Source organism: uncultured Amphritea sp. (assembly GCF_937127095.1).
Lineage (GTDB): Bacteria > Pseudomonadota > Gammaproteobacteria > Pseudomonadales > Balneatricaceae > Amphritea.
The window spans coordinates 17,861-38,805 of the sequence record NZ_CAKZLP010000034.1; the positions used below are offsets into that span (position 1 = coordinate 17,861).

At 48.9% G+C, this 20,945-nt stretch carries 19 protein-coding genes and 1 pseudogene; 7 read left to right on the plus strand and 13 right to left on the minus strand.

The annotated features are described in order from the left end of the window. Positions 1–75: 75 nt before the first annotated feature. From Q0499_RS08095 to rimK, 4 genes and pseudogenes are all read left to right on the plus strand, one after another. Entirely contained in the window at positions 76–384 is a 309-nt protein-coding gene (locus tag Q0499_RS08095) for a hypothetical protein (protein ID WP_299198083.1), read from the plus strand. A 192-nt stretch (positions 385–576) separates the two neighbouring features. Next, positions 577–882 carry a hypothetical protein gene (locus Q0499_RS08100; protein ID WP_299198085.1) on the plus strand — a complete coding sequence of 102 codons (306 nt, stop codon included), beginning with the start codon at positions 577–579 and terminating at the stop codon, positions 880–882. A gap of 166 nt (positions 883–1,048) precedes the next feature. After that, positions 1,049–1,438: pseudogene (locus Q0499_RS08105) on the plus strand (ATP-dependent zinc protease); the annotation flags it as partial. 81 nt (positions 1,439–1,519) lie between these two features. Next, positions 1,520–2,452: a 30S ribosomal protein S6--L-glutamate ligase gene (rimK, locus tag Q0499_RS08110; protein ID WP_299198162.1), complete on the plus strand. Its 933-nt coding sequence runs from the start codon at positions 1,520–1,522 to the stop codon at positions 2,450–2,452. Positions 2,453–2,572: 120 nt separating this feature from the next. On the opposite strand, the gene hypB is transcribed toward rimK, so the two are convergent. Together hypB and hypA are read right to left on the minus strand one after the other, a co-directional pair. Beyond that, positions 2,573–3,484, minus strand: coding sequence for a hydrogenase nickel incorporation protein HypB (gene hypB / locus Q0499_RS08115; protein WP_299198087.1), 912 nt, complete (start codon positions 3,482–3,484; stop codon positions 2,573–2,575). Positions 3,485–3,486: 2 nt separating this feature from the next. Continuing rightward, entirely contained in the window at positions 3,487–3,828 is a 342-nt protein-coding gene (gene hypA, locus Q0499_RS08120; protein WP_299198089.1) for a hydrogenase maturation nickel metallochaperone HypA, read from the minus strand. 387 nt (positions 3,829–4,215) lie between these two features. On the opposite strand from hypA, the gene Q0499_RS08125 reads away from it, so the two are divergent. Further along, on the plus strand, positions 4,216–4,650 hold the full coding sequence (locus tag Q0499_RS08125; RefSeq protein ID WP_299198091.1) for a hemerythrin family protein: 435 nt from the start codon (positions 4,216–4,218) through the stop codon (positions 4,648–4,650). 570 nt (positions 4,651–5,220) lie between these two features. Continuing rightward, positions 5,221–6,282 carry a histidinol-phosphate transaminase gene (gene hisC / locus Q0499_RS08130; RefSeq protein ID WP_299198093.1) on the plus strand — a complete coding sequence of 354 codons (1,062 nt, stop codon included), beginning with the start codon at positions 5,221–5,223 and terminating at the stop codon, positions 6,280–6,282. Between the two features lie 286 nt (positions 6,283–6,568). On the opposite strand, the gene Q0499_RS08135 is transcribed toward hisC, so the two are convergent. The 10 genes from Q0499_RS08135 to Q0499_RS08180 form a co-directional block, all read right to left on the minus strand. Then, positions 6,569–7,069 carry an Lrp/AsnC family transcriptional regulator gene (locus Q0499_RS08135; RefSeq protein ID WP_299198095.1) on the minus strand — a complete coding sequence of 167 codons (501 nt, stop codon included), beginning with the start codon at positions 7,067–7,069 and terminating at the stop codon, positions 6,569–6,571. 338 nt (positions 7,070–7,407) lie between these two features. Continuing rightward, on the minus strand, positions 7,408–8,289 hold the full coding sequence (gene purU, locus Q0499_RS08140) for a formyltetrahydrofolate deformylase (RefSeq protein ID WP_299198097.1): 882 nt from the start codon (positions 8,287–8,289) through the stop codon (positions 7,408–7,410). 235 nt (positions 8,290–8,524) lie between these two features. Further along, positions 8,525–9,673 carry a glycine cleavage T C-terminal barrel domain-containing protein gene (locus tag Q0499_RS08145; protein WP_299198099.1) on the minus strand — a complete coding sequence of 383 codons (1,149 nt, stop codon included), beginning with the start codon at positions 9,671–9,673 and terminating at the stop codon, positions 8,525–8,527. A gap of 453 nt (positions 9,674–10,126) precedes the next feature. Further along, on the minus strand, positions 10,127–11,020 hold the full coding sequence (gene folD, locus Q0499_RS08150; RefSeq protein WP_299198101.1) for a bifunctional methylenetetrahydrofolate dehydrogenase/methenyltetrahydrofolate cyclohydrolase FolD: 894 nt from the start codon (positions 11,018–11,020) through the stop codon (positions 10,127–10,129). A 125-nt stretch (positions 11,021–11,145) separates the two neighbouring features. After that, on the minus strand, positions 11,146–12,075 hold the full coding sequence (locus tag Q0499_RS08155) for a methylenetetrahydrofolate reductase (protein ID WP_299198103.1): 930 nt from the start codon (positions 12,073–12,075) through the stop codon (positions 11,146–11,148). A 168-nt stretch (positions 12,076–12,243) separates the two neighbouring features. Beyond that, positions 12,244–13,392, minus strand: coding sequence for a glycine cleavage T C-terminal barrel domain-containing protein (locus Q0499_RS08160; RefSeq protein ID WP_299198105.1), 1,149 nt, complete (start codon positions 13,390–13,392; stop codon positions 12,244–12,246). A gap of 519 nt (positions 13,393–13,911) precedes the next feature. Beyond that, positions 13,912–14,847 carry a LysR family transcriptional regulator gene (locus tag Q0499_RS08165; protein WP_299198107.1) on the minus strand — a complete coding sequence of 312 codons (936 nt, stop codon included), beginning with the start codon at positions 14,845–14,847 and terminating at the stop codon, positions 13,912–13,914. A 144-nt stretch (positions 14,848–14,991) separates the two neighbouring features. Beyond that, positions 14,992–16,632, minus strand: a complete 1,641-nt coding sequence (locus tag Q0499_RS08170; RefSeq protein WP_299198108.1) for an acyl-CoA synthetase — start codon at positions 16,630–16,632, stop codon at positions 14,992–14,994. Between the two features lie 163 nt (positions 16,633–16,795). Next, positions 16,796–17,596, minus strand: coding sequence for an enoyl-CoA hydratase (locus tag Q0499_RS08175; protein WP_299198109.1), 801 nt, complete (start codon positions 17,594–17,596; stop codon positions 16,796–16,798). A 25-nt stretch (positions 17,597–17,621) separates the two neighbouring features. Beyond that, complete coding sequence (locus Q0499_RS08180) at positions 17,622–18,071, minus strand: OsmC family protein (protein ID WP_299198111.1); 450 nt, start codon at positions 18,069–18,071, stop codon at positions 17,622–17,624. A 455-nt stretch (positions 18,072–18,526) separates the two neighbouring features. On the opposite strand from Q0499_RS08180, the gene Q0499_RS08185 reads away from it, so the two are divergent. Continuing rightward, the gene (locus Q0499_RS08185) at positions 18,527–19,906 is read left to right on the plus strand and encodes a dihydrolipoyl dehydrogenase (RefSeq protein WP_299198113.1); all 1,380 of its coding nucleotides are present in this window, start codon (positions 18,527–18,529) and stop codon (positions 19,904–19,906) included. A 294-nt stretch (positions 19,907–20,200) separates the two neighbouring features. On the opposite strand, the gene Q0499_RS08190 is transcribed toward Q0499_RS08185, so the two are convergent. Further along, positions 20,201–20,722: a DUF1285 domain-containing protein gene (locus Q0499_RS08190; protein WP_363317782.1), complete on the minus strand. Its 522-nt coding sequence runs from the start codon at positions 20,720–20,722 to the stop codon at positions 20,201–20,203. Between the last annotated feature and the right edge of the window lie 223 nt (positions 20,723–20,945).

Sequence of the window (20,945 nt, forward strand, 5' to 3'; positions counted from 1 at the left end):
AACGCTTGACGATCTGATATTTTTAACTAGAATAGTTTTTATTGTGCACCGCACCATAACCCTATGGAGACTACTATGATCAACACTACTTTTGATTTTAAAAAGCCTTTTGAATCTGCTCAGGCACTGATGGGTCTGCAAACTGCAGCTCTGACTAAAACCGTTGAGCTGCAGAAAAAATCTGCTGAAGAGCTGGCTGACTTCTTCAAAACTGAAGCGGAAAAAGCTAAAGAACTGAAGACTCCTGAAGAGTTTGTAAAATTCAACGTTGAATCAAACAAGTCTCTTTACGAACTGCTGAAAGCACAGGGTGAAGCCTTCACTGCTCTGGCTAAAGAGTCTGGCGAAGAAACTATGGCTGAAATTAAGAAAATGGCTAGCTAAGCTATCCCTTTTCTGAGAAGCCCGGCAGTGAAAACTACCGGGTTTTTTTGTACCTTTAGAAACGTATTACTACTTAAGCGACGTCATCAAATATTTTTGTGCACTGCACAAAAAAAGATTTGACTTCGGTTCACAGATCTCTACAATAGACTCTATTGTGCACTGCAGCATATAAATTACTGGAGAACGACCATGACTAACGCTATCGATTTCACTAAATCTTTCGAATCTGTAAAAACCCTGATGGAAATGCAAGCTGCGACTATCACTAAGTCTGTTGAGCTGCAGAAAAAAGCTGGAGAAGACCTGGCTGCTTTCTTCAAGACTGAAGCTGAAAAAGCTAAGTCTCTGAAAACTCCGGAAGACGTTGTTAAATTCAACGTTGAAGCTAACACTACTCTGTTCGAACTGTTGAAAGCACAGGGCGAAGCCTTCTCTGAACTGGCTAAATCAGCTGGCGAAGAAGCGATGGCTGAAGTCACTAAATTAACTAAGTAAATATCACTTAGTTCCCTTTAAAGCCCTGCTTATGCAGGGTTTTTTTTTGCCTTTTTCATACTCTTTTTGCCTTCACCCTGTCACATAAAAATAGTACATTTGCGACCCCATTTAGCAAATGAAGGTAGACGCCTTCTCCAGGGCTTTACAAATGAACCTTAACGAAATGATTGTAGTCGGTAGTGAAGAATGGTGTGCTTTTCCCAGCCTTAGCATTCCGGCGATCAAGGCCCGTGTTGATTCAGGGGCTAAAACCTCCTCGGTACACGCGGTCAATATTCAGCCTTTTAAACGAGATGGTATTCCCTGGGTCTCATTTGATATGCACCCGCTGCAAAAAAACCTTAAAGTGACGGTGAGGTGCGAAGCAAAGGTTGTTGACCGGCGTACGATCAAAAGTTCCAGTGGCGATGCAGAGAAGCGTTATGTGATTCGCGTACCGCTGCAACTGGGTGGCGATATCTGGGAGATAGAGCTCACCCTGACTAACCGCGACAGTATGGGTTACCGGATGTTGCTTGGCCGTGAAGCGATGGAAGGTATTCTGGTAAATCCCTCTTCCGGTTTCTGTCTGGGCAACCTGACCATTGAAGAAGCTAAACGTATTTATGATGTCAGGGAAACCAAACCCAGTGGTCTGAAAATCGGTTTGTTAGCCAGTAATCCAGAGCTTTACAGTAACCAGAGGATTATTGAAGCCGGTGAAGCACGTGGACATGAGATGATGTTCCTCAACATCAAGCAGTGTTATATGAAGCTGGATGCGGAACAGCCCGAAGTACATTATCGTGGTGGTACCGTGTTAAATGACCTGGACGCAATCATTCCCCGCATCCGTCCGAGCATGACCTTCTATGGCTGCGCGCTCACCCGTCACTTTGAAGGACTGGGGGTGGCAACCCTCAACGGCTCAATCGCGATTACTCAGTCCCGGGATAAACTTTTTTCTTTGCAGCTGCTACAGAAAAGCGGTCTTGATATTCCCATCACCGGCTTCGCTAATTCACCGATGGACACCACCGATCTGATCGAGATGGTGGGTGGTGCTCCTCTGATTGTGAAGCTGCTTGAAGGGACTCAGGGACGCGGTGTAGTGCTTGCTGAAACCCGTAAAGCTGCTGAGTCGGTCATCAATGCGATCAAATCCCTGCGAGCAAACCTGCTGGTTCAGGAGTTCATTAAGGAAGCTGATGGTAAAGACCTGCGTTGTTTTGTCATCGACGGTAAGATTGTCGCGTCGATTGAACGGGTTGCCGCACCCGGCGAGTTCCGCGCAAATATCCATCAGGGCGGCAGCGCCCGGCTGGTAAAGATAACCCCTGAGGAGAAAAAGCTCGCACTTCTGGCGGCCAGGACGCTGGGGCTACGGGTAGCCGGAGTAGACATTATCCGCTCAAAGAAAGGCCCTCTGCTGCTGGAGGTTAACTCCTCACCAGGCCTTGAGGGTATTGAGAGCGCAACCAATATCGACGTGGCCGGAGCGATGATTGATGCAATTGAGAAAAAACTGCACTGGGTAAAGCCTAAGAGAACGGAGTTAGGCATCAGTTCCGAAACGTTTATCTCTTAAGCTCTGCCGCAAAAAAGCCCTCTGCTGAGGGCTTTTTGTGAATGCTTATCGACACTGGCATCAGGACAGGCTTTCAGCTCATCATCATATAGTGTAGCGTCGGCCACTTTTGATTCCGCACTACACCATTGCCTGCAGCAGCGAGATCTGGCCATTAAGCTGCTCAATCCGTCTCTGGATGCGGGCAACCCGATGTTGCTCTATCCAATCCAGCCATTCGTTTATTCCCTCACCCGAACGGGCGGACACCTTTATCACTTCGATATCAGGATTCACCTGTTTAGCCGCGGCAATGCACTGCTCTACATCAAAATCAAGATAAGGCAGGAGATCAATCTTATTCAGCAACATCAGATCGGCGGCATAGAACATATCCGGGTATTTAAGGGGTTTGTCTTCACCTTCGGTGACTGAAAGAATCGCCACTTTATGAGCCTCACCCAGATCGAAGGCGGCCGGGCACACCAGATTACCAACATTCTCAATAAACAGCAGTCCGCCGGAGAGGTCATCAAAACGTTCCAGCGCATGGCCCACCATATGCGCATCAAGATGGCAGCCTTTACCGGTATTCACCTGAACCGCCTGAACCCCGGTTGCACGTATCCGCTCGGCATCGTTGGCGGTGTGTTGATCACCCTCAATGACCGCCACCGAACAGCGCCCTTTGATCTTTTCAAGACTGGCGGTGAGTAATGTCGTTTTACCCGAGCCGGGACTGGAAACAAGGTTCAGCGCGAATAGATTCATAGCATCAAAACGCTGCCGGTTTTGCCCCGCATAGCGATCATTTTTACCAAGAATATCCTGCTCGATCTGAACCATACGGCTCTGACTAAGACCCGGTGCATGAGCATGGGCAGGGCCCTGTCCAAAATGGAGATTATCACCCTCAGACACAACTACAACCTCGCGATGACTGTCGGCCTCGCTGTCAGAGCCCTGGCTGTGGCGATGCTGGTCGTGTGAGTGTCCGTGATGGTGCCCTTCAATCGATACCTCGCCTTCACTGCAACCGCAAACTGTGCACATGATTATTCCACCTCTAGCTCTTTTATTCTTAGCTCTTCACCCTGAGTTACCTGCAACTGTAAGCTGCCACACTCACTACAGGCATCATAGCGTGTTGTTATGGTAACGGACTTAGCGCATTGCAGACACCTTGCCAATCCAGGCAACTCTATTATTTCTAACCGGGCCCCTTCCGCAAGGGTGCTGCGGGTGACCGCATCAAAACAGAAACGCAATGCATCCGTCTCAACCATCGCCAGCGGGCCTATCTCAAGCCAGATCGTTTTAACCCGTTGATATTGTTGACTGACCGCTTGTTCTTCCAGTACCTGAACGATCCCTTCACAGATCGACATCTCATGCATTCAGACAGATTCCCCATTGTTTACGCTTATCTTAAAACATCAGTTTTATCGCAAATCCTAGACATGACAACAGCTGGCATCAGCCAGCATACACGACACCATAACAGGCCTGAGCCTGTAGCTGTGATGCAGTAAATCAGCATTATCACGTTAGAACATCGTCTATCGGCATAGCTTATCTACAGCGAAAGCAATAGCGCAGTATAACTGCGCTGTATGCGGCACCTGGTCATAGGTCTGACTCAAGTATCGGCTGCTGCTCAGGCTGATGCAAGTCGGGGAACTTCGGCAGGTGCAACGGCCATTTGAAAGCGTCTTGATATTAGACAAGGAGCAATACCTCGGGGGGCGTATTATCTGAAATCCTAATTATTAAAGGATGTTTATATGACACTGTTAACAGCAGAGCAGATCCCTACGGTAGGGCTTGATTTCATGAACCATGACCACGCAGAAGCGGTCAGCCAGATTAACAGGCTGGATCAGCTTCTCCGACAGGCCGGTACAGGGGATATAGCCGCAGAGAAACAGGTCGAGGCGGTTCTGACAGAGATCCATGAGCACAGCAAAAGCCACTTTGCCCGTGAAGAGGCAGAAATGCTCCGGGTAGATTTCCCCGCTTACGAATGCCATAAAGGCGAGCATGAACGGGTATTAGCTGAATTGGTTCAGGTCTTACAGCGGTGGCAACAAAATAGTGATATTGAATCGCTTCAGGGCTATCTGAACAGCACTCTGTGCCGCTGGCTGATAAACCATGTCTCAACCATGGATAGCGTTACCGCGATGTTTGTCGCCCGTTACAATCATTCTGTCGCCTGACTACATACAGCGTGACTTATAACCGCCTATGGCACTCTACATAGGTTAAAAGAGTGTATATTATATAATCAAATAACTTATTTACTCCATAAAAATCAGTTAGTTACATATACACCAAAAAAAATATAAAAATTTTCAATTTTTTATGAACTTTACCTGAACAGCCGTCTCTAAAGTTATACATCAACGTAATATGTAAAGCCCGAACTGCCCGGAGGAACCCCTTCCCTCCGGGCAGTTTTTTTATAGATCCCTCATCGTTCAGCGACGTTCACTGCCCATACGGCATTTTGAAAACATTTTAAAAATATTTATTTTTTTCTGAACTTTATCAAAACATCACTCTCTATATATTTACATCAACATGCTATGCAAGACCGAAACTGCCCCGAGGAACCCCTTCCCTCCGGGCAGTTTTTTTATGCCCTATTTTTTGTAGCGGGCTGAAACGGTATAGCGAGAACAAGCCGCTATTTGATATGCTAAGGCCAACAGTGACGCCGGGAATAACAGATCAATCCCTGCAGCTCACTTTCTGCAAACTCCTTATATAGCGACACGCGATCCATCATGAGTAAATACTGGAGCCCGGCCATCAGCCAGCTCACCCCCTATGTTCCGGGTGAGCAGCCAAAGGTGGATAACCTGATTAAGCTGAATACCAATGAAAACCCTTATCCGCCCTCTCCCAAGGTTGCTGAGGCGATTAACAACTATCCCAAAGACAGTCTGCGGCTCTACTGTGACCCGGATGCTTCGGCCCTGAAACAGTCACTGGCAGATCATTTTCAGCTGCAATACAACAACATCTTTGTCGGCAACGGTTCTGATGAAGTACTGGCCCTGGCGTTTATGGCGTTTTTCCGTCAGGACAAGCCATTACTATTACCTGAAACCACATACAGCTTCTACGATGTCTACTGCAATCTATACGCTATCGAGTATCGCCAGATTCCACTGAGCGATGATTTTGAAATTGATTTTGCCGACTACGATCAGCCCAATGGCGGTATTATCTTTGCCAATCCGAATGCACCAACCGGACGGCAAACCGCACTGGATGAGATCGAGGCACTGTTGCAAAAAAACAGTGAATCACTGGTTATCGTTGATGAAGCCTATATCGATTTTGGTGGCAGTTCAGCCGTTGAACTGATCAACCGGTATGACAACGTTCTGGTTATTCAGACATTCTCAAAATCACGCAGCCTGGCAGGCCTGCGCATCGGTTTTGCATTGGGACATAAGGATCTGATTGCAGGACTGGAGCGGGTTAAAAACTCCTTTAACTCCTACCCATTGGATAGTCTGGCGATTGTCGGCGCGGTGGCAGCCCTTGAAGATGTTGAATACTTCAATGAAACCAACCAGAAAATTATCGATTGCCGGGAGTGGACCACCGCACAGCTGGAACAACTCGGCTTCAGGGTTATCCCGTCTAAAACCAATTTTGTCTTTACCCGCCATAACACAATCAGCGGTGCCGAGCTGATGCAGTATTTGCGCAGCAACAACCTGCTGGTAAGGCACTTCAGCAAACCGGGCATCGAGAACTTTCTACGCATCACCATCGGTACATTTGACGAGATGCAAACCCTGATCGAAACCCTGAAGCAGCATCCACAGATCTGATTCGGCCAGATTTTTTGATCAATGAGTCTGTCGATATAGTGTATAGTTCAGATTGATAAGAGCAGCCCAAAGCGGCTGCTTTTTTATTGTTTGTTTTGCTCACTGTCCACAGGACTAGTTATTCATCCGTGAGCTTTATTACGCCAAGCGCTCTTCGGGCAGGTTTTCTGCTGATATGTCCCTATGGACAGATCTTTGCCAAATCGTATCCATGCCAGAAGAATAAACAGACCATTCAGAATAAGCCTGGCTGCTAGAACCGGCTGCATAACAGATTCAGGCAAGACTAATCACTGGAGCTAGTTTTATTATCCAGTAGTTTAGATAAGCTAAGAGAAGTCGATTTAACCTCCCGCGTAACGACATAAATATAATAGCGATCAATGCCTATCTCTTCATCGAGGAGCTGCTCTATTAAATTTTGAAAATCATGCAGGGTTTTTGTAATCACTTTCATAACATAATCCGAACCACCCCCAGTCGCACTACACTCGACAATCTCATCAACGCTCTGAATGCGTTTTTCAAACCGTTCAAAATTCGACCGATTGTGTGCTTTCAAGGAAACAGTGACATAAACCCGGGTCAGATCAAGAATTTTATCGATAGCAATGTCGCCACGATAGCCTTTTATGAAGCCCGCCTTTTTGAGCTTGTCCAGGCGCATCCAGCATGGCGTTGGCGAAAGACTGACCAACTCCGAAAGTCTGGATTTACTGATCTGTCCATGCTGCTGCACGGCACTCAGAATACGAATATCCAGCGCATCTAAAATGACTTTTTTCATATTTTTGACTACACAATGAATCCCAATCCCAAACGTCGAGTCTACCCACCTGCAGAAACCAGAGCAAATGCTATATGTCAAAATTGTGAGCACATAAACGCTGCCAAAATAGAAAGTTCGCTAATCTGAGCTGAGTACTGCATCGACAGTGTAGCAAAACTAAAAAAGGCCCCTGTGGGGCCAAAACGCAGATGCTCTCGCACCAAGGAAGATAAATCTATTCTAAGTAACGAAGCGTTGGAAGCCAGTGCGTTTATGCCGGTTAAGCCAAAGCGGATCGTCGGGTTAGCCGACTCATCCGCAGGCTGCGTTACTCATTGATCACTCTGAGGCGATGGTTAATGTCCCGGGAAGACAACGGTCTTGTTGCCATTCAGGAAACAGCGATCCTCTACGTGCAGCTTAATAGCCTTTGCCAGGGTCACCCGCTCGGTATCACGCCCTTTTGCTACCAGACGTTCAGGTGTATAAGTGTGATCCACCGGCTCTACTCCCTGAGTGATGATCGGCCCTTCATCGAGATGCTCGCTAACGTAGTGTGCGGTGGCGCCTACCAGCTTAACGCCTTTTTCATAAGCCTGATGGTATGGCTTGGCACCTTTAAAGCCCGGCAGCAGCGAGTGGTGGATATTAATCGCCCGGCCATGCAGCTTCTTGCACATATCCTCGGAGAGCACTTGCATGTAGCGCGCCAGCACAACGAGATCGGCTCCGGTTTCCTGGATGATCTGCCACATCTGCGCCTCCTGCTCCTCCTTGGTGTCTGCAGTTACCGGTAGGTGATGATAGGGGATGTTGTACCAGTCAGCCTGTTTTTTCAGATCAGGATGGTTGGAAATGATCGCCGGAATCTCGATATTCAGTGCCCCGGTGCTATAGCGATGCAGCAGATCCACCAGGCAGTGATCATACTTAGATACCAGAATGACTACTTTCGCAGGAACCGCCAGGTCTCGCAGCTCCCATTCGACTTCAAAAGCCTCCGCTTTGTCGGCAAGCTGGTTACGTAGATTCTCTTCCGAAAACTCACCGTTGCCCCGGTAATTAAACTCAACCCGGAAGAAAAAGCGCCCCGTATCGGCGTCATCAAACGTGTGCATTTCGTATGCATAACAGTCGTTGCGATACAGGCTGCTAATAATCAGATCGAGCACTCCCAGTTTAGTTTCGGAGCTACCGGTAAGGATATAGGTTGTTGTATTTGTTGTATTAGTAGTCATTCTACTGGTCCTTAAAGATTTTCTTTCGCCAGACTGATGTTGCATGAGAAATCGGTTGCGGATGCCCAACTCCACAACCTACTCTCGTGTCGCGACTTCAGCGGGCTGATTTATCGATGCCGGGATACCCGGGAGATCCAACGACATCCACTATCAGAAAAACCTCACAGTGGATGAAATCGGGAATCGGCGGGCCGTTGTCCACAATGGGTGCGTCAACGGCCAACCTTCAGCCTCAGGTCGCTGCAATTGCCTTTTTCGGGTCAAAGAATGGCATTTCGACAACAGTGGCGGTTGCTTTTCCACCCGGCAGCTCAACATCAAACGCGGTACCAAGGTCAGCAAACTCTGCGCTAACCATGGCCAGGGCAATGTTTTGTTCCAGACGGGGAGAGAACACCGCTGAGGTCACCTTACCCACCTGCTCACCCTCTTTTTCCAACGTCCAGAAACGCGTGTTAGGTCCTGTCAATGCAGGGCTATCGATCAGCAGGCCCACCTGCTTGCGTGACACACCCTCTTCACGGATACGCTTGAGAGCTGATTTACCAATAAAATCTGCTTCCATATCCAGCTCAACCAGACGATCCAGACCCAACTCATATGGATTCGTGTTGATATCCATATCGGCGTGATACGACAGCATACCGCCCTCGATACGGCGAATTGACGAGGTGTGACCCGGTTGAAGCCCGAACGGTGCACCGGCTGCCATAATCTTTTCCCATAGTTCATTACCTTTCGAGCCATCCTGCAGATAAAGCTCATAACCCAGCTCACTTGACCAACCGGTTCGGGATACGATCAGGGGAATGCCGTCCAGATCATATTCACGTAGCCAGTAATACTTCAGATCAGTAATGCTGTCGCCAAACAGGGCCTGCATAATTTTGCCGGACTTCGGCCCCTGCAGTTGCAGCGGTGAAACATCCGGTTCACGTATAGTGACATCCAGACCGGAGTTCACCGCAACGCCTTGCGCCCACAGCAAAATGTCGCTGTCGGCCAGGGAGATCCAGAAGCGGTTTTCTTCCAGGCGGAGCAGGATAGGATCGTTCAGAATTCCGCCATCAGCATTGGTGATCAACACATACTTGCACTGCCTTACCGCACACTTTGACAGATCTCGTGGTGTCAGTAGCTGCGCAAACTGAGCGGCGTCGGGACCGGTAATCTCTACCTGACGTTCAACCGCCACATCACACAGAATTGCGTCGTTGACCAGGTTCCAGAAGTTCTGCTCCGGATTACCAAAATCACGGGGAATATACATATGGTTATACACCGAGAAACCGGTAGCGCCCCAGCGCACGGTTGCATCAAAGTAAGGGGATTTACGAATCTGTGTGCCAAAGCCAAATTCTTCTTGTTTTTGTGTCGCCATTTTCCAGTCCTCAAAATGTTCAATCCCGCCCGATACGACAAAATTGAACCGTACTTAAATCGTTTGATCACGGTAAATAATATGAGTAATTCACGGATAGAAGGGCCTAAAAAGATGGCATAAAAATGGAAAAACGGTCTTGTTTTAAGCGCATATTAGTCTGTTTGGACTATGCTCAGACACACCGAAGAATCGGTCTTTAAACGGATCTGGACAGGCATACGTGACGCTATGGATAGACAGGAAACCAGGATGCCTGGCTTTAGAAATAGCAGGAAGGTGATGTTGCGCCCCCGCTGCGATGAAAATCGATACGGGGCTCTGACAAATTAACGTAGCGGGATTAACATTAGCGCTGTCACCAGCGCTCATTCCGGATGGATCAGATGCCCCTCACTCAGCTGAAACGGCAGCGTCCAGCGCTAGACCATGACCCGTTATGATGGACTATGATCAGACCGTAAGCCCTTGGGGCACAGGGAGAGCACTGGCTCGGCAGCACGCGGTCACTGTATTTGCCAATAAACACGCAATCGTCATCGGGCCAACCCCCCCAGGAACCGGAGTAATTGCTCCTGCAATCTCTTTGGCAGCGTCGAAATCCACATCCCCCACAAGTCGTGTAGTACCGTCGCTGTTCTCTATACGATTGATTCCCACATCGATCACGGTAGCACCAGGCTTAATCCATTTACCCTCAACGAACAGAGGTCTTCCCACCGCGGCAACAACAATATCGGCATTGCCCACCAGTTCAGGCAGATTTCGCGTCCGCGAGTGCGCCACAGTCACAGTACAACTCTCTCTCAACAGCAGTTGCGCCATCGGCTTGCCGACAATATTAGAACGCCCGATCACTAGAGCATTCAGGCCCGACAGGTTGCCACAATACTCACGCAGCATCATCAGGCATCCCAAAGGGGTGCAGGGCACCATCGCTTGTTGTCCTGTCGCAAGCAAGCCCGCATTAGAAATATGAAATCCATCCACATCTTTGGCGGGATCGATCGCATTAATCACTAACGCTTCATCAATGTGATCAGGCAATGGCAACTGGACGAGAATGCCATGAACATCCGGATCGGTATTGAGCCGATCAATCAGTGCCAGCAGTTCAGTTTCAGAGGTATCAACAGCCAGCTTGTGCTGATAAGAGTTCATACCCGCCTCAATGGTTTGCTTGCCCTTAGAGCGAACATAAACCTCAGATGCCGGATCCTCACCCACCAACACCACTGCCAAACCCGGAGTGATGTTGTGTTGTTGTTTCAAATAGGCTGTATGCTCAGCGACCCTTTCGCGTAATGCGACGGCGAAATTTTTACCCTCGATGATCTGTGCAGTCATATTATTCTTCTCATCTAGCGCTCAACGAAATCTGGCTGAAAACCTGTAAAGCGGCGCCTTGATTGCTTTTTTGTAGCACGCCCTGTCGTGGGCTTTATTAACTACAGATATATATGGATCAATCTTCAGTCTGCTGAAGCAGGTCGGCCAGCGCTGCCACCATTATCAGAGACCCAGACTGCATTATTCTTAATTCCCCCCAGCGGGAAGAAATGTACCTGCTCAACGCCGAAATCCGGATGGCGTTCTTTATGAGCGGCAAGCTCGGTTAATAGTTCAGTAGGCTCATAGGGCAACAGCAACTTCCCGACATCTTTTGCCCGGCGTTGCAGAACCCGCATGCTAGGTCCAACGCCACATGACAAAGCATATTTTATCAGGGTATGCAGTTTAGCCGGTCCCGCCACGCCAATATGTATAGGCAGATCAACCCCTTCCTCTGCCAGCCTGTCAGCCCAGGCAATCACCGGAGCAGACTCGAAGCAGAACTGAGTAGTGATCGCCACGCGCGCATCCGTTCGCTCGAAGAAAGCTTTTTTCCATTTCACTGCTTGCATCACCATCCGGTCTGAACCATCGGGGTCTATATCACGGTTCCCTTCAGGGTGGCCTGCTATGTGCAAATTGCTGAATCCATCGAAAAGACCCGTTTCCAGCAACTGCATAGAATCCTTAAATTCACCCACCGGGGTGTTAAGGCCACCGCCTAGAAGCAGCGCTTGATTAACACCCGCCTCGCCCCGGTACCGGGCGATCCATTCAGCGAGCTCATTATACCCTGTAATCAGACGCGCAGGAAAATGCGGCATAACCTGAAAACCCTCATCCGCGAGACGACGTGCGGTATGGACCATCTCCTCAATGGGTGTTCCATCGATATGAGCTATATAAACGCGGGTGCCGGTCGGCAGAATATCGCGAAAACACTCCACCTTAACCGCGGTGCTCGGCATTACTTCAATCGAATAGCCGCGTAGAAAGCTCTCCAGCAAGCTGGATGTCTGATCCGGAGTGCTGGCATCAGTAGATTTGTGAAGAAAAGATAACAGCCCCATAAAATCGCCCTTATGTTCTGGTGGGTGGTGAAACCCTGTTATTTATATATGAGCATCCGCAGACTATTTAAAAGCATTTTTTGCTCTCAGCTATGGATCAAATCAACATCTGATCATCAACAATAGTCTGCAGGAATCGCTCATTTTTGAGCTTTCAGTTTGTCTAAATCAGCTCGCCGCAATTGCCTTTTTTGGATCAAAGAATGGCATTTCAACAACAGTGGCGGTTGCTTTCCCACCTGGCATATCGACTTCAAATGTGGTGCCAAGATCAGCAAACTCTGCACTCACCATGGCCAGGGCAATGTTTTGTTCCAGACGGGGAGAGAACACCGCTGAGGTCACCTTACCCACCTGCTCACCCTCTTTTTCCAACGTCCAGAAACGCGTGTTAGGTCCTGTCAATGCAGGGCTATCGATCAACAGGCCCACCTGCTTGCGTGACACACCCTCTTCACGAATACGCTTGAGAGCTGATTTACCAATAAAATCTGCTTCCATATCCAGCTCAACCAGGCGATCCAGGCCCAACTCATATGGATTGGTGTTGATATCCATATCAGCATGATACGACAGCATACCGCCCTCGATACGGCGAATTGATGACGTGTGACCTGGCTTCAGACCGAACGGTGCACCGGCAGCCATGATCTTTTCCCATAGTTCATCACCTTTCGAGCCATCCTGCAGATAAAGCTCATAACCCAGCTCACTTGACCAACCGGTTCGGGAAACGATCAGGGGAATGCCATCCAGGTCGTACTCACGCAGCCAGTAATATTTCAGATCAGTAATGCTGTCACCAAACAGAGCTTGCATAATTTCACCCGACTTCGGCCCCTGCAGCTGCAGCGGTGAAACATCCGGTTCACGTATGGTGACATCCAGACCCGAGTTAATTGCAACGCCCTGCGCCCACAGCAAAATGTCGCTGTCTGCCAGAGAGATCCAGAAACGGTTTTCTTCAAGACGCAGCAGGATAGGATCGTTCAGAATTCCGCCATCAGCATTGGTGATCAACACATACTTGCACTGCCCTACCGCACACTTTGACAGATCTCGTGGTGTCAGTAGCTGGGCAAACTGAGCCGCATCGGGACCGGTAATCTCCACCTGACGTTCAACCGCCACATCACACAGAATTGCGTCGTTGACCAGGTTCCAGAAGTTCTGCTCCGGATTACCAAAATCACGGGGAATATACATATGGTTATACACCGAGAAACCGGTAGCGCCCCAGCGCACGGTTGCATCAAAGTAAGGGGATTTCCGTACTTGTGTTCCAAAGCCAAATTCTTTTTGTTGTTGTGTAGCCATTCTCTAGTCCTCATTTTGTTCAATCCCGTCCCATACGGCGAAATTGCACAGCACTCAAATCGATTGATCAGGGTAAATAATATGAGTAATTCACGGATAGAAGGGCCTAAACAGATGGCATAAAAATGAGCAAACGGTCTTGTTTTCGGTTTACTTTAGTCCATTTGGTCTATAGCGGGCAATAGAGCACGATCCAGGCAGAAAACCTGTCGATATCTTCGTCGATAAACGCTGATAAAACTTAAAAAAAAAGAGGGGGCGAGACTGAGCTACCAGTTAATCCGTAAGACGATATAGCTATTTTCAAACACAGATAGGGACCCTGTTTAACCTGCCGCACACTAGACGGATCAGACCCTGGCCTGCCTGAATTCACTCAGTCAGTATTTTACGATTATTGGTAGTTTGCACTGGCAAAGGAACCGGCATGTGAGACTAGAGGGTCTGCCCAGAAGCAGAGATGTAATTCAGCCCCGCCCGCCGTAACGAACAGATTGAAACTCAGTTTTAAGGGGGTGTTCAGAGCGCAGATGAACCGGCCTCATGCAATAACCACTCTCGAAATTGCCTGGCGATCTCCCGCTCGTTATTTACGCCCGCACTGACCACATAATAAGCCTGGGCACAGTGCATCGGGCGATCGATCGCTACTTGCAGTTTGCCAGAGGCAAGCTCTGCATGCAGAAGCTCTGTACTAGCAAGCAAAAAGCCTTGTCCAGACAGGGCGGCTTCAAGTGTCAGTAAGCCGTTTCCAAATCGAAGTTCACGCAAGGGAGCAGTATTTTGGACCTCCTGTTGCAGAAACCACTCATGCCAGCCGCAGGAATCTTTAAACTGCGACAGAGTGCTGTCCCAAAGCAGGGGTTGTTGACGCAATGACTCAACACTTTCAAGGCTGGCAGCAAGGTCCGGCGTGCACACTGGAACTAAATCAAGGTTCATTAAACGTTGTGGATCAAGGTCTTTATAATCGCCATAACCCAGTCGTACAGACACATCGATTCCCGCGCGCTTTAGCTGCGAACCTTCGAATTCACTGTTACGGCACTTATCGACGGTATGCAGACTGGCCTGTAAGCGCACTTCCGCTTCAGGACAACGCGCGTAAAAGCGATGAAGCCGTGGCACGATCCATTTGGTCGCGAGCAAGGGTTCAGCACACACCGTGACAACGCTCCGCTCTTCACTAAACAGGCGTATATTATCAACGGCTTGCTCTAATACTTTGAAACCTTCATGCAGCTCAGGCAAGGCGGCTCGTGCGGCAGGTGTCAAACTGACCCGGCGGTGATGCCGAACAAACAACTCTACCCCAAGATATGCCTCTAATGCCTTAATCTGGTGGCTAATTGCCGCCGGCGTCACGTTAAGTTCCTGAGCGGCCTTAGCGAAGCTTTTGGTTCGGCTGGCAACCTCAAAATATGAGAGGGCTATCATGGGGGGGAGTCGTGACATAGCGTGTACCCTTAGGAAAAAACAATACCCATCAACCGGGCACGGCAGATGCCCGATAACAGACAGCTAACCATAGTAGCTTATTTCATCTATATCTATATTTTTCCATACAGCCATGTAACAACTCCCCTAACCTCAATCGTTTTAATTACACGCCTCTGGTCTCAGTAGCTGGCGCAAAGCGAACTTTTGGATTTTACCAGTTGACGTCGTTGGCAGGCTGCCAAAAACAATCCTCTTAGGCGCTTTGAAACGACTCATGTTATTGCGACAGAATTCGATCATATCGGCTTCACTTAACTCGCTGCCAGGACGTAACTGCACAAAAGCCGCAGGCACTTCTCCCCATTTCTCATCCGACATAGCGACAACCGCTGCGAGCTCTACTTCAGGGTGGCGCTGGATGATATCTTCAACTTCCAGGGATGATATATTTTCACCGCCCGAAATGATGACGTCTTTTGAACGATCGGTAATCTTGATATAACCATCCGCATGCACTATCGCTAAATCGCCGGTATGGAACCATCCACCGGCAAATGCCTCTTCAGTTGCTTTCTCGTTATGAAGATAGCCTTTCATGACAATATTGCCCCGGAACATTATCTCACCAACGGTTACCCCGTCGGCCGGTACCGGTTGCATGGTCTCCGGATCCAGAACAATCACCTCCTCCTGCAGAGGATAGCTCACCCCTTGCCGACCGTTAAGTACGACTTGCTCTTCGAGTGTGCGTTCTGCCCAGTCATCCTGCTTAACGCATACTGATGCAGGACCATATGTCTCAGTCAGTCCGTAGACATGGGTCAGCTCAAAACCAAGTCGTCCCATCCGCTCCAGAACCGATGCTGGCGGTGCGGCACCTGCAATCAATCCTGAGACCTTATGATCGATCGTGGTTGTTTGGGTGACTGCCGCATCAGCAATCATCGAATGCACTATTGGAGCACCACAGTAATGGGTGACATGATGCTGTCTCATGAGCTGATGAATTCTTTGCGGATCAACTTTACGTAAGCAGACGCTGGTTCCACCGATCGCAGCCAGCGTCCAGGGGAAGCACCAGCCATTGCAATGAAACATAGGCAAGGTCCACAAATAAACCACCTTTGATGGCAGACTCCATGAGAGCGTGTTGCTGACGGCATTCAGATAGGCACCCCGATGGTGTGTCACCACGCCTTTAGGATTGCCGGTTGTGCCGGAGGTATATCCCAGCGCAATGGCATCCCACTCGTCTGCCGGTAGTTCCCACTCGGCATTGTCTGGCTGCTCAGCTAATAATGCTTCATATTCAAGATCGCCAATAAACCGCCCTTCGCCGTAGCTGGGGTCGGAAACATTGATCACAATCGGTGCGGGGCCTTCGAGCAGGGACAGTGCTGTTTCGATGATATCAGCATACTCAGTGTCCACCAGCAAAAGGCGCGTGCGACTGTGATTAAGAATGAAGGCGATCGCTTCTGCGTCGAGGCGAATATTAATTGCGTTCAGCACCGCGCCCACCATAGGTACACCAAAATGCGCCTCATACATGGCCGGGATATTGGGCAGCATAACTGACACGACATCTCCCCTGGAGATACCAAATGACTGTAATACCGAGGCTAGCTGGCGGCACCGCCCATAGGTTTGACGCCAGCTATAGGTTTTATCGTCGTAGATAACCGCGGGTTTATCCGCATATACAGCTGCGGCTCGCTTAATAAAGCTTAGTGGCGACAGAGCCACGTGATTAGCATCGGTTTTGCCCATCGCTTGATTGAAAGAACATAACTCGGTCATTACATTTCCACTCTTTTTATGACTAATCAGCTGACTCTGCTCAGGTTAACTATCCACCTGGAGCAAACAGAGCCTGACTGATGGCCCAATATATATTCAAAATTTCTTGGACAGCCTTTGAAACCAAAAGAATCAACCGGGCTATCCTGGGAGATTAAGGTCCTTATGAAACCGGTTTTTCCCAGGTTGGTTCCCGCTTGGCAAGAAAAGCATCTATGCCTTCAGCTGCGTCGTGGGTCATCATATTGTCGGCCATGATATTGCCGGCAAACTCATACGCGTCAGACAAAGACATCTGCCGTTGAGGGTTAAACATAGACTTACCAAAACGGACAGCGGAAGGACTCTTACTGAGAATTTTTGCTACTTTTTCAGCAACCGCGTTATCCAGTTCCGTACTATCAACTACGCTGCTAATCAGGCCCCATTCCAGCGCAGTATCGGCATCTATAATATCGCCAGTCACCAGCAGGTCGAATGCCCGCTTAGGGGAAATATTGCGGGACAGTGCAACTGCCGGGGTTGAACAGAACAACCCCACATTGATACCTGGCACTGCAAATCGTGCTGATCTTGCGGCGATAACCAGATCACAGCTGGCTACCAACTGACAGCCTGCAGCGGCCGCTATACCATCAACCCGGGCAATAACCGGCACCGGCAAATTAACGATGCTCTGCATCACCTTACCGCAACGCGTAAACAGCGATTGATAATAGCTGTGCTCCGGATTGTTGCGCATCTCTTGCAAATCGTGTCCGGCACAGAACCCGCGTCCCTCAGCGCTGAGAACGACGCACTGAATAGTCGGGTCAGCCGCAATACTGTCTAATTCAGTTTGCAGTGCAGCGAGCATCGCTTCGGATAAAGTATTTAATTTATCCGGTCGGTTTAAAGAGAGAAAAGCGGCCCCTTTCTGATCGTTTCGCAGCAGAATATTTTCGTTTAACTGATTAGTGCTCATATAAAGCCTCGCAAAATATCAAAAGTTAAGCGTGGTTAATCTCAACAGTGGCCGTAATAGAGTTTCTGATGAAACAATTTTTGTGTGCATTGGTATGGATCTTAGAAATTGTTTGCTGATCCGGCTGTTTATCACCTCCGAATATCACGCTGGGGGAGAGAACGATCCGGGTAATTTCCATCCCCCCTTTGCCGTTCTTTTCAAGGTATCCCTCAGGAACGTCTGCATATGACTCAACATAGAACCCCTGAAACTCTGCAATCGCCAGAAAAAACAGCATATGGCAACTGGACACGGCGCTCACCAGCATCTGCTCTGGATCTGCACAGTTCGAATCCCCCTTAAATTCCGTGGAAGCTGACACCTGAAGTTGCTGATCACCATTCAGGCTAACCTGATGGTTACGCGAGTAAGTCGCTGAATCTGAGGAGTGAGGTGTGCGCTGCCAGTTAATTTTTGCTTGATGTACAGACATAACATAAGGTCTCTTTCTTGAATTTCTTTAAACCCACTTTAGGAAAAGCGCATACCCGTGTAAAACGATGTTTCCTAATCGAAACACTTAGCAAAACTAACCCAGCATCGTATTAAATAAGATTGATAACCTCATAAATCTAAGGCCTGAGACTAATCAACATTCTGTTTCTGCATTACAAAATCTAAATAAAATAGATAGAACTCATCGTTTTACCGATGACTCTAATCACGTTAAGGTCACTTAGAAATCGATGACGGTTAGCGTTTCCAGATAGCTGAACAAATAAGTCAAAGAGAAACAGACTGAAAGGAACATAGAACTGAATTGACCGTTATTCGACATGACAGGAGTGGCTGGAATTTTTCCGCCCAATGAACAACAACCTTTACCTACTTTATCACTCCCCATTCTCACCGATTGCGTGACAATAGGGTCAATGGAGCACACCAGGCATGAAACACATCGACGTAGACTACGCAATCATTGGCGCAGGAACAGCAGGCCTGGGGGCCTACTCCAAAATAAGCCGTCAAACGGACAGTCTGGTGATGATTCAGGATGGGCCTTACGGCACCACCTGCGCACGTGTAGGCTGTATGCCAAGCAAGCTTCTGATCACCGCTGCTGAATATGCTCACCATATTGAAACCAGCGACTTTTTTGGGGTTAACACAACCGGAGCGGTGGATGGTCAGAAGGTCATGGAACGACTGCGCCGGGAGCGGGATCATCGGTTTGTCGCGCGCAACCTTAGTTATGTCGAGAAAATTCCGGCGCATCACAAGATCGAAGGCCGGGCGACCTTTATCGGTCCGGGTCACCTCATGGTTGGCGAGGATATATCCATCAGAGCAAAGAAAATCATTCTTGCCTGCGGCTCAAGGCCCGTCATCGATGATGTATTCCAACCCATTATCTCACGGGTGTTCACCAGCGATACCATTTTCGAGATAACCGATCTACCGCGCTCAGTGGCGGTCATTGGTCTGGGTGTCATCGCCCTGGAACTCGGGCAGGCACTCCATCGACTGGGGGTTGATACCACACTCTATGGACGGTCGGGTTCAATCGGCAGTCTAACCCATCCGGTTATGAAAAAAGAAACCCTGCAGATCTTCAGCAAAGAACTGGAGATCTATCCCAGCGGAGCCGTGGAGAAAACATGGAAAGATGAAGACGGAGCGTGGATTCAGTACAGGGAGTCGAGTGGTGAAACAGTGACCCGGGTATACGACCGGGTTCTGGTAGCCGCAGGCAGGACACCGAATATTGATCGCCTTAACCTTCAGGCCGCGGGCGTTGAATACTCGGCGGACGGCACTATGCCGTTCGACCCTGAAACCCTGACCTACCCCGGCCATCCCATTTTCATTGCCGGCGATGCCACCGACATTCTGCCCGTCTGGCATGAGGCCTACGATGAGGGACGCATCGCCGCTGATAATGCACTGAACTACCCAAAGACCGTGGATATCAAACGCAAAACACCACTGATGATATATTTTACTGACCCTCAGATAGCAATCGTTGGACAGACATATCAACAGTTACAAGACCAGGAGATTGTCATCGGCGAACTCACATTTGATAGCCCGCGACATATCGTCTGGAATAAAGTCGATGGGCGCATTCAAGTGTATCTGGACGCACGAACCGGCACCATCCTTGGGGCGGAGTTGCTCGGTTATCAGGCTGAGCATCTGGCACATATACTAGCACTGGCCATCACCCACCAAATGACCGCCGATCAGGTACTGGAGATGCCTATCTACCACCCCAGCGCTGAAGAACTCTTACGCGATGTCTTAATTGATGCGCAGAAAAAACGTTAACCAGGAGCTGCCAGGTTTTCTCCGCTTTAGGGTAGATTCTGAAGCGGTTAGCACAGAAAGCACAGAGGCAAAGCGATATCTACTTTCGATAAGCTGCAGAATGAATACTTGAAAGTAGATATTGAAAGTCTGATAGATGGAAAGACGCGTTCGCACACAATAACGCAGATTCCCGTTTAACTCCGTAGCAATCCTCCAATCGCGCTATGCAAAGTGGGTCGGGGCCGATCCTGTAACGACTGAAACTGCTGTAAACAAGGGACTTTGTGACATCCCGGTTATATGCTCAAGCGGCTATAAATCAAACCACTCTCCACAACTCTCAACGCCGAACTGGCCATTTCGCTCCATTGCAATCTCAGCCAGCTGGTAAAATACATTGCGGTTTAAGCGCCCTTCCATACCATACCGCACCATCAGGTAGGGTGACGGCTCTCCGGTTTGAGAGTCAGCTTCAACCCGTAGCGGGTGCTCAGCGGACGCGATGACAACATCATCGGTTGATGAGGTAAACACCAGTTCCTGACCCTGTTCGCCCTGACGAACCTCAAGAGCGGTAAAAAAGAAAGGCACATCCTCAACCTGTATCCCCACTTTCTCGACCGGTGTTACCAGAAAATAGTTATCGCCTTCACGCCATAAAATAGACGAAAACAGGGTCACCATAGCAGGCCGCTTGATCTCGCCACCCTCATGTATCCAGCGCCCATCCCGCTTGATCTGTATATCCAGATCACCACAAAAGTCGGGTTTCCAGAGATGAACCGGGGGAGCTTTTCGCCCCTCTTTACCGTCTGTTTCCAGCTGTTGCTGAATCGATTTAAGATCTGTTTTGTTTTCGCTCACGGCCTACCCCTAACTCTCTGACACACGGTTAACTCTATTGTATTTCAGCTGACATTAAATCGGCTCATATTGTCTGCAAAAAATTTCACCTTATAACCTAAACACATGAAAGCAATTCATTGTTAGAATAGATCGTACTTAAACACCAGTACTTACCGTCAAATCAAAGACGCATAACTGTTTAAACACATTT